General features: G+C 72.6%; 8 protein-coding genes. 7 read left to right on the forward strand and 1 reads right to left on the reverse strand.

Annotated elements, in window-relative coordinates:
* The first annotated feature begins 3 nt into the window (after nt 1-3).
* From ACFCXS_RS24695 to ACFCXS_RS24715, 5 genes are all read left to right on the forward strand, one after another.
* Nucleotides 4-1230, forward strand: a complete 1227-nt coding sequence (locus ACFCXS_RS24695) for a cytochrome P450 (protein ID WP_376645499.1) — start codon at nt 4-6, stop codon at nt 1228-1230.
* Between the two features lie 23 nt (nt 1231-1253).
* The gene (locus tag ACFCXS_RS24700) at nt 1254-1463 is read left to right on the forward strand and encodes a ferredoxin (RefSeq protein WP_376645500.1); all 210 of its coding nucleotides are present in this window, start codon (nt 1254-1256) and stop codon (nt 1461-1463) included.
* A gap of 91 nt (nt 1464-1554) precedes the next feature.
* Nucleotides 1555-2517 (forward strand): GNAT family N-acetyltransferase, encoded by a 963-nt coding sequence (locus ACFCXS_RS24705; RefSeq protein ID WP_376645501.1) that lies wholly within the window; start codon nt 1555-1557, stop codon nt 2515-2517.
* 66 nt (nt 2518-2583) lie between these two features.
* Complete coding sequence (locus ACFCXS_RS24710; protein WP_376645502.1) at nt 2584-3423, forward strand: ester cyclase family protein; 840 nt, start codon at nt 2584-2586, stop codon at nt 3421-3423.
* 40 nt (nt 3424-3463) lie between these two features.
* On the forward strand, nt 3464-5122 hold the full coding sequence (locus ACFCXS_RS24715) for an FAD-dependent oxidoreductase (protein ID WP_376645503.1): 1659 nt from the start codon (nt 3464-3466) through the stop codon (nt 5120-5122).
* Between the two features lie 84 nt (nt 5123-5206).
* Here the strand turns inward: ACFCXS_RS24715 and ACFCXS_RS24720 are convergent, their stop codons facing one another.
* Complete coding sequence (locus tag ACFCXS_RS24720; RefSeq protein WP_376645504.1) at nt 5207-5695, reverse strand: MarR family winged helix-turn-helix transcriptional regulator; 489 nt, start codon at nt 5693-5695, stop codon at nt 5207-5209.
* A 125-nt stretch (nt 5696-5820) separates the two neighbouring features.
* Here ACFCXS_RS24720 and ACFCXS_RS24725 point away from each other — a divergent pair, with 125 nt between their 5' ends.
* Together ACFCXS_RS24725 and ACFCXS_RS24730 are read left to right on the forward strand one after the other, a co-directional pair.
* The gene (locus tag ACFCXS_RS24725; RefSeq protein ID WP_376645505.1) at nt 5821-7395 is read left to right on the forward strand and encodes an FAD-dependent monooxygenase; all 1575 of its coding nucleotides are present in this window, start codon (nt 5821-5823) and stop codon (nt 7393-7395) included.
* Between the two features lie 93 nt (nt 7396-7488).
* Nucleotides 7489-8490, forward strand: a complete 1002-nt coding sequence (locus ACFCXS_RS24730) for a methyltransferase (protein WP_376645506.1) — start codon at nt 7489-7491, stop codon at nt 8488-8490.
* Nucleotides 8491-8565: the final 75 nt, after the last annotated feature.

An 8565-nucleotide genomic window follows, 5' to 3' on the forward strand; every position in this document is an offset into this window, starting at 1 on the left:
ACGATGCAGAACACCAGACCACCCGAGGACACCGCGGCTCCGGCCTACCCGATGACCCGGGCCTGCCCCTACCAGATGCCCGTCGGCTACGAGGAACTGCGCGAGCGCGGTCCGCTGACGAAGGTCACGCTGTACGACGGCCGTCAGGTGTGGCTGGTGACCGGCAGCGAGGTCGGCCGGGCCCTGTTCCCCGACCCCCGGCTGTCCTCCGACGTCCTCCACCCCGGCTTCCCGTTCCTGGCGCCGCGGATCGCCGCCCAGACGCAGCAGCGGGCCGCACCCCCGCTGGTCGGCGTGGACGACCCCGAGCACGGGCGTCAGCGGCGCATGGTGATCCCGGGCTTCGGTATCCGGCGGGTCGCCGCGCTGCGCCCGGAGATCGAGCGGATCGCCGAGGGACTCGTCGACGAGATGCTCCGCCGGGGCAGCCCCGCCGAGCTGTTGTCCCAGTACGCCCTTCCGCTGCCCTCAGCGGTGATCTGCGCCCTGCTCGGCGTGCCGTTCGAGGACCGCGGGTACTTCGACGAGCGCTCCCGGCACGTGCTGTCCTCCTCGGGGGAGGGCGAGGCGGAGCAGGCCCGGACGGCCTTCACCGAGATCCTCGCCTATCTCTTCGACCTGATCGCGAAGAAGGAGAAGGAGCCGGGCGACGGCCTGATCGACGAACTGATCGCGCATCAGCTCGCGGAGGGAGCGGTCGACCACCAGGAGCTGGCGATGATCTGCTCGCTGCTGCTCGTCTCCGGCCACGAGACCACCTCCAACATGATCGCGCTGGGGACCGTGACACTCCTCGAACACCCCGACCAGCTCGCGCTGTTGCGGGCGGACGAGTCCCTGCTGCCCGGCGCGGTGGAGGAGCTGATGCGGTTCACCTCCATCGGGGACGTGCTGATGAGGGTGGCGGCCGAGGACATCGAGATCGCGGGGCACACCATCAGGGCCGGCGACGGGGTGGCCATGTCCACGATGCTGATGAACCGGGACCCGAGGGCATGGGAGGACCCCGACTCCTTCGACGTCCGGCGCTCCGCAGGACGCCATGTCGCCTTCGGCTACGGAATCCACCAGTGCATCGGCCAGAACCTGGCCCGGGCGGAGATGGAGATCGCTTTCCGCACCCTCTTCCGGCGCATCCCGGGCCTGCGGGTGCCGGTCCGGTCGACCGAACTGCCGCTGAACGCCCCGTACGTGCTTCAGGGCGTCGCCGAACTCCCCGTCGAGTGGTGAGCGGGCCCCGGACGGGTGTCAGCGTGGCGACGGACCGGTGCATCGGCGCCGCCATGTGCGCGATGACGGCGCCCGAGGTGTTCACCCAGGACGACGACGGGGTGGGGCAACTGCTGCCCGGCGGAGCGGAACGCGCCGGGGACCCCATGGTGAAGGAGGCGGCCAGGGCCTGCCCGGTCCAGGCCATCATCCTGCACGACCAGGGCAGGCGCAGTCACTCTCGGCCGACCTGATCCGAATGACAGGCCCTGGGTTCCGTCCCCTTGTGCCGATGTCGAGCTGTCCTCGACGGTGCTTCGAGAGGTCCGGGTCACCGTGTGGGGCATGGAGATTCGTAGCCTCGACGGCGATGAGCCGGCGACCATCGCCGCGTTGCTTCCCGGGTTCCGGGACACCATGAGCCTGGAGCTGCCCGGCGATCCGCCGGTGACCGAGGCCCTGCTGGCACGGCTGTTCCAGCGGCGGCACGGGACGGAACGGATCGTGCTGGCCGCGTACGACGGCGGCACCCCGGCCGGTGTGCTGAAGCTCGGCCTGGACCTGGGGGACCCGGGCGGGCCGGGACACGGTTCGCTGTGGGTGTTCCCCGGCTTCCGGCGGCGCGGTGCCGGGCGGGCACTGGCGGCCGCGGGGCTGGCTGCCCTGCGGGAGCGGGGGCGGGACCTGCTGCTGGCCGACGCGCCGAGGGCGGTGGCCGGTGAGCGGTTCGCGGCCGGGCTCGGAGCCGAACTCATCGGCGAGAGCGTGCGCCACCGGCTCCGCCTGGCCGGGCCCGCCCGCGCGGTGCTTCAGGCCGCGGCGGCCCGGCCGGTGCCCGGCTACCGGCTGGTGCGGTGGCAGGGGCCCTGCCCCGACGACCTCGTCGGTTCCTACGCGCGGGCCTGGAGCGGGCTGGAGGAGCGGGTCAACGGCCAGGCCAGGATCCGGCGTCCGTCCGCCGACGACGTACGGGCGCGGGAGGCCGAGGCGGAGCGGGCCGGGCATCTGCCCCATGTGGTGGCGGCGCTGCCCGAGCACGGCACCGCGATCGTCGGGTACGCCACCTTGTTCGTGCGCAACAGCCCGATGGCCGACGGCGGCGAGACGCTGGTGCTTCCGCAGCACCGGCGGCGCGGTCTGGCCACCTGGCTGAAGAGCGAGCTGCTGCTCGGGGCCGCCCGGGAGAACGGCCGGCTCGCGCTGGTCCAGGTCTTCAACGACACCGCAGACACGGCCGTGGTCGCGCTCAACCGCAAGCTCGGCTTCGAGGCCGACTCCCACTGGTCGACCTACGCGCTCAAGGCCTGAGCGGCCGGCACCGCCTGATCCGGCCCCCTTCCCGAACCCCTGGCAACAGCCGAGCGAGAGGAACCCATGACCACCGTGATCCCTGCCGGGCAGCGCACGCGCAACGCCGAGCTGATCCGCGAGCTGTACGGAACGCTCTACCGCGAGCGCCGCTCGGAGGAGGCAGGCCGCTTCTTCCACACCGACTGCCTGGAACACGACCCGGCCGACTGGCGGACATCGGACCGTACGTTCCCGGCGCTGCGCGCGGACATCGACCACCTGGTGGCCGGGAACGACCGGGTGATGCTCTTCGCGACCTGGACCGGACGCTCCCGGTCGGGCGCCGAACTGCGGTTGCACACGGCCGAGCTGTACCGCCTGGCGGACGGCAGGGTGGCCGAGCACTGGAACGTGGTGGACCGTGACGTGCTCGTCGCGCACGGCGTGGACGGCGGACCGGACCGCAGCGGCCAGCCGGCCGCACCCGGGCTGCACGGCCCGCACAGCGACACCGAGCGGGCCAACGCGGAGCTGGTCCTCGGCGCGTATCGCGACGTCTTCAGCGAGCACCGGCTGGACATGGCCGAGCACTACTACCACCAGGACTACCGGCACCACAACATGCGTACGGACGCGGTGCCGGACGGGCTCGACGCGTTCAAGGCGTTCTTCGCCGACAACATCGCCGCCTTCCCCGACCTGGTCACCACCGTCGACCACATCGTCGCCGCCGACGACCGGGTGATGGTCTTCGTGACCTGGACCGGCACGCTCACCGGCGCGTGGAGCGGAGGCGGCCCGTCCGGGCTGCCCCTGGAGATGCGTACCTGCGACCAGTTCCGGATCGAGCGCGGGAAGGTCGCGGAGCACTGGGAGGTCGTGGACTACCTGGCCCTGGGACGGGCCGGACTGCCGACCCCGTGAACCCGTGCCCGAGCCTGATCACCCAGAGAGGGACCGTGTGATGACCTCCGCTTCCGACCGTTCCGGCAGCGCGCCCGTACTGATCGTCGGCGGCAGCCTCGTGGGGCTGTCCACCGCCCTGTTCCTCGCCCGGCACGGGGTCCGCTGCACCCTCGTCGAGCGCCGTCCGAGCACGTCGATCCATCCGAGGGCCGTCGGCTACTACCCCCGCACCGGGGAACTGCTGCGCCAGGCGGGGGTCGAGGACGCCGCCGTGCGGGAGGCGTCCGGCTTCGCCACGCACCGCACCCGGGCCGGAGTGACCTCGCTGGCCGGTGAGGTGCTGTTCAGCAAGGAGGAGCTGGAAGGCGACGACGACCTGGGCGACCTCACCCCGTCCCGGCTGCTCCTGCTGCCGCAGGACCGGCTGGAGCCGCTGCTGCGGGAGAGGGCCGTGGAGCTCGGTGCCGACCTCAGGTTCGGCACGGAGCTGGTCTCCTTCGCGGAGGACCCGGAGGGGGTCACCGCCGTCCTCGACGACGGCGCCGGCGGCACCCGCACCTTCCGCAGCTCCTACCTGGTGGCCTGCGACGGGCCGCGCAGTACCGTCCGGGAGGCGCTGAAGGTGCCCCGGCAGGGGCGCGGGGTGCTGTCCCGCCATGTGAGCATCGCGTTCGGCGCGGATCTGCGCCCGGTGCTGGGGGACCGCCGCTACAGCGTGGTCCACATACAGAACCCGCAGGTCACGGGCATCCTGGTGCATGACGACACCTTGACCGGGGGCACGCTCATCGTCGGGTACCGGCCCGAGGACGGGGAGAGCCTGGAGGACTTCACCGACGACCGCTGCGCCGAGCTGGTGAGGGCCGCGGTGGGAGCACCGGGGACCGACGTGACGATCCGCTCGCGCTTCCCCTGGGACATGGCGGAGCAGGTGGCCGAGAGGTTCGTGCACGGCAGGGTGCTGCTGGCCGGGGACGCGGCGCACGTGGTGCCGCCGACCGGGGGCTACGGGGCCAATACCGGTATCGCCGACGCCCACAACCTCGCCTGGAAGCTCGCCCTGGTGGCCGGGGGCGTCGCGGGGGCCGGCCTGGTGGAGACGTACGACGCCGAGCGGCGTCCCGTGGCTCTGTACACGGCCGAGCAGGGGTCCCTCCAGCTGGCGCTGCGTTCCGGCACGGCGACCCCGGAGCAGCGGGCGGCCGTCGCGGACGCGGTGACGGTGACGTCGGGTCAGGCCTACCGGTCCGCCGCGGTGGTGGCGGAGCCGGGCGGCGCGGACCTCCCGGTGGCCTCCGATCCGCGCGCGCTGCGCGGGGCACCGGGCACCCGGGCGCCGTACGTGGAGCTCGTGCGCGGCGGTGAACCGGTGTCCACACTCGACCTGTTCGGGCGGGACTTCGTCCTGCTGACCGGAGAGAACGGCCGCGAGTGGATCTCGGCGGCGGTCGCCGTCTCCGCCGCACTGGGCCTGAAGATCACGGCCCGCCGGGTGGTGCCGGGGACGGACGCCGGGGCGGGCACCCTGGCCGATCCGGACGGCACCTGGTCCGAGCGCTACGGCGGTCTGCGCCCCGAAGGGGCCGTGCTGGTACGGCCGGACGGCGTCGTCGCGTGGCGGTCGCCGGGCGCGGACCCGGAAGGCGAGGAGACCCCGGTGCTGACAGCGGTGCTGCGCGGCGTCCTCGCACGAGGTTCCCGCACGGGCGGGAGGTAGCGGGCCGGGGTCCGTGGCGGTCACCGCCGCGGACCTCTTCCGTGCGGACGGCCGGGCCGCGAACCCGGCCGGGGCGCCGGAGGGTCAGGCGGAGCCCGACTCGTGCTGCAACTCGCCCACGGAGTCCACGTACTTGATGAGCAGCCGGGCGAACTCGAGCCGCTCGTCCTCGGGCCAGTCCTGCGTGATGCGCTCGAAGGCCGCCCGCTGGTGGCTGCGGAAGCGGGCGAGCGTCTCGTGCCCCTCCGGTGTGAGCTGCAGGATCGTACGACGGCCGTCGCGCTGTGAGGCCGCGCGGATCAGATAGCCGGCGGAGATGCAGTCGGAGACCATCCGGCTCGCCACGGAGGGGTCCACGGCGAGCCGCTCGCCCACGACACCGACGGTGATCTCCTGACCCTCCTGGTCGGGCCCGTCCTGCACGATGTTGAGCACCAGCGTCCTGGTGAAGTCCTTGCGGGACACCTGCTTCTCCACGTTCAGCGCCTGCGCACGCCGCAGCCGGGAGAAGGCGGGGCCGACGGCGTCGAGCAGATCCGCCGCCCGCGGCGGGGGCTGAGTCGAAGTGTCCATGGCCCACATTCTAATCGAGTTGATTACGACAGACGAGCATCTGTATGCTCACAATCGACTGCATGACATTAAGCATATACCTGTGAGCTAACATCTATCTCACGCATCCACCGAGGGGGAACCTCATGTCCCAGTCCGTGCCACCCGAGCACTCCGGGCCCTCCGAGCACTCCGATCGCGGCGTCGAGATCGCCCACGACACCGACGTCGACTTCGACGTGCTGATCGTCGGCGGCGGCCCCGTCGGCATGCTGCTCGCCGCGGAACTCCGGATCTCCCGCGTACGGGCGGTGGTGCTGGAGCGGCTGCCCGAGCGCACCCCACACTCCAAGGCCTTCGGGCTGCACGCCCGCTCCCTGGAGTCCCTCGACCGGCGCGGCCTGCTCAAGAGGTTCCGCGAGGGGGCCCGCTCCTGGAACAACGGCCACTTCGCCGGCCTCGACGAGTGGGTCGACTTCTCCACCCTCGACAGCGCGCACGGCTATGCCCTGCTCTCCGAGCAGACCCGGACCGAACGGCTGCTGGAGGAGCGTGCCGCCGAGCTCGGCGCCGAGATCCGGCGCGGTCACGAGGTCACCGCGATACGCCAGGACGCCGACGGCGTCGACGCCGAGGTGACCGGCCCCGACGGCACCTACACGCTGCGCGCCCGGTACGCCGTCGGCTGCGACGGCGCCCGCAGCCTGGTGCGGCGGGAAGCCGGCATCGCCTTCCCCGGCACCGGCGGACGGGTCACCGCCCGGCTCGGCGACGTGATCCTCGCCGACCGCGAGAACGCCCCCATGGGCATGGAGCGCACCGAGCGCGGCCTGCTGTTCTGCGTCCCGCTCGACGACACCTACCACCGCGTCTCCACGTTCGACTTCGAGGCCGACCGGGAGCCCGGTGCGGAGCTCACGCTGGACGAGCTGACCGCCAGCCTGCGCGAGATCTGGGGCGACGACCTCGGCGCGCACGCACCGCGCTGGCTCTCCGTCTTCACCGACTCCGCGTGCCAGGCGGACCGCTACCGCGAGGGGCGGCTGCTGATCGCGGGCGATGCCGCCCACACCCACTTCCCGGTCGGCGGCCAGGGCGTCAACCTCGGCCTCCAGGACGCCTTCAACCTCGGCTGGAAGCTCGCCGCCGCGGTGCACGGCTGGGCTTCCGAGGACCTGCTCGACAGCTACGACCGCGAACGCCAGGCCCCGGCCCGCAAGGTGCTGGCCAACACCCGCGCCCAGATCGCGCTGATGAACCCGGACCCCTACGTCACCCCGCTGCGCGAGCTGTTCACCGACCTCATGCGCACCGAGCAGGTGAACCGGTACCTCGCCGAGATGCTCAGCGGCGTCACCGTCCGCTACGCGATCGACGGCCCCGAGCACCGGCTGCTCGGCGACTTCGCCCGCGACCTGGAACTGAAGATTGAGGACGGCGTCCGGCCCCTCCCCAAGTACCTGAAGCGCGGCACCGGTCTGCTGCTCGACCTGACCGGGGACTCGCTGATCGGCCAGGTCCACGAGAAGTGGGCCGCGGGCGTCTCCTGGGACGGCCGGCTCCAGCACGTGCGGGCCGAGTGCGCCGAAGAGCCGCAGCTGGCCGGTCTGCTGGTCCGCCCCGACGGCTATGTCGCCTGGGCCGCGGACCGGGACATGCCCGAGCCGGAGCTGCGCGAATCGCTGACCGCGGCCGTCACCACCTGGTTCGGCACGGTCTGACGAAGGGCCGCCCGGCCGGAGGGGGCGCCTCCCTCCGGCCGCCACGGCACTTTCCCCACCCCCCCACATCGCTTGTGCACGTGAGAGGAAGCAGTGAGCAATCCCCCCTGGTCGCAGGAGTTGCTGGAAAAGAGCGATCTGATCACCCCCATGGCCATCAGAGTGGCCGCCACCCTCGGACTCTCCGACCACATGGCCGCCGGTGCGGTCACGGTCGAGTCGCTGGCCCGGGAGGTGAACGTGGACGCGACCGCTCTGGGACGGCTCCTCGGTCACCTGGTCAACGCCGGGATCTACCGCACCCTCCCCGACGGGGGCTACGAACCGACCGACCTCGGTGTCCTGCTGCGCGACGACGTCCCGCAGTCGGGCCGGGACTGGCTCCGCCTGGACGGCCCGACCGGCCGGGGCGAGGCCGCGGTGTTCCGCCTGCTCGACGCGGTGCGCACCGGCGGACCGGTCTACTCCGCGCTGTACGGACAGGAGTTCTGGACGGACGTCGAGTCCGACGGCGCGCTCGCGGAGGCATTCGCCCGGCGGATGGCGTCGAGCATGCGCTGGGTCGTCCCCGAACTGCTGGCCCGGGGCGACTGGCAGGACGTCCGTCACGTCGTGGACGTGGGCGGCGGCAGCGGTGACCTGCTCGCGGCCGTGGTCGACGCCACCCCGGGCGCACGAGGCACCCTGCTCGATCTGGAAGCGCCCGCGGCGGCGGCCGAGCGGGACTTCGCGGACGCCGGCCTGGAGGAGCGCTGCCGGGCGGTGGTCGGCAGCTTCTTCGATCCGCTGCCCGCCGACGGCGACGTGTACCTGCTCTCCAACGTCCTGCTCAACTGGCCCGACGAGCGGGCGGTCGAGATCCTGCGGCGCTGTGCGGAGGCCGTCCGTCCGGGCGGCCGGATCATGGTCCTGGAGGGTCTGCTCGACGTGCAGACCGACCAGACGGATCTGGACCTGCGGATGCTCATCTACCTGGGCGGGCGGATGCGCACCACCGAGCAGCTGCGCGGGCTGGCGGCCGATGCCGGCCTCGCCCTGCGCCGCGTGGTCGACCTGGGACCGGTGCGCTCGCTCGTCGAACTCACCCGGGCCTGAACCGGCCCGCTCCCTCCCCCCCCGGGGGGGCCCCCCGCGGGCCCGGGCGCCGCGACCCTCCTCATCGCCCCGGGC

The organism is Streptomyces sp. NPDC056373 (assembly GCF_042262425.1).
Taxonomy (GTDB): Bacteria; Actinomycetota; Actinomycetes; order Streptomycetales; family Streptomycetaceae; genus Streptomyces.

What these genes read in the sequence shown, in the direction of transcription:
- ACFCXS_RS24695 (WP_376645499.1), top strand. Translation starts at nt 4, where the DNA reads ATGCAGAACACCAGACCACCCGAGGACACCGCGGCTCCGGCCTACCCG.
- ACFCXS_RS24705 (WP_376645501.1), top strand. Translation starts at nt 1,555, where the DNA reads ATGGAGATTCGTAGCCTCGACGGCGATGAGCCGGCGACCATCGCCGCG.
- ACFCXS_RS24710 (WP_376645502.1), top strand. Translation starts at nt 2,584, where the DNA reads ATGACCACCGTGATCCCTGCCGGGCAGCGCACGCGCAACGCCGAGCTG.
- ACFCXS_RS24715 (WP_376645503.1), top strand. Translation starts at nt 3,464, where the DNA reads ATGACCTCCGCTTCCGACCGTTCCGGCAGCGCGCCCGTACTGATCGTC.
- ACFCXS_RS24720 (WP_376645504.1), bottom strand. Translation starts at nt 5,695, where the DNA reads ATGGACACTTCGACTCAGCCCCCGCCGCGGGCGGCGGATCTGCTCGAC.
- ACFCXS_RS24725 (WP_376645505.1), top strand. Translation starts at nt 5,821, where the DNA reads ATGTCCCAGTCCGTGCCACCCGAGCACTCCGGGCCCTCCGAGCACTCC.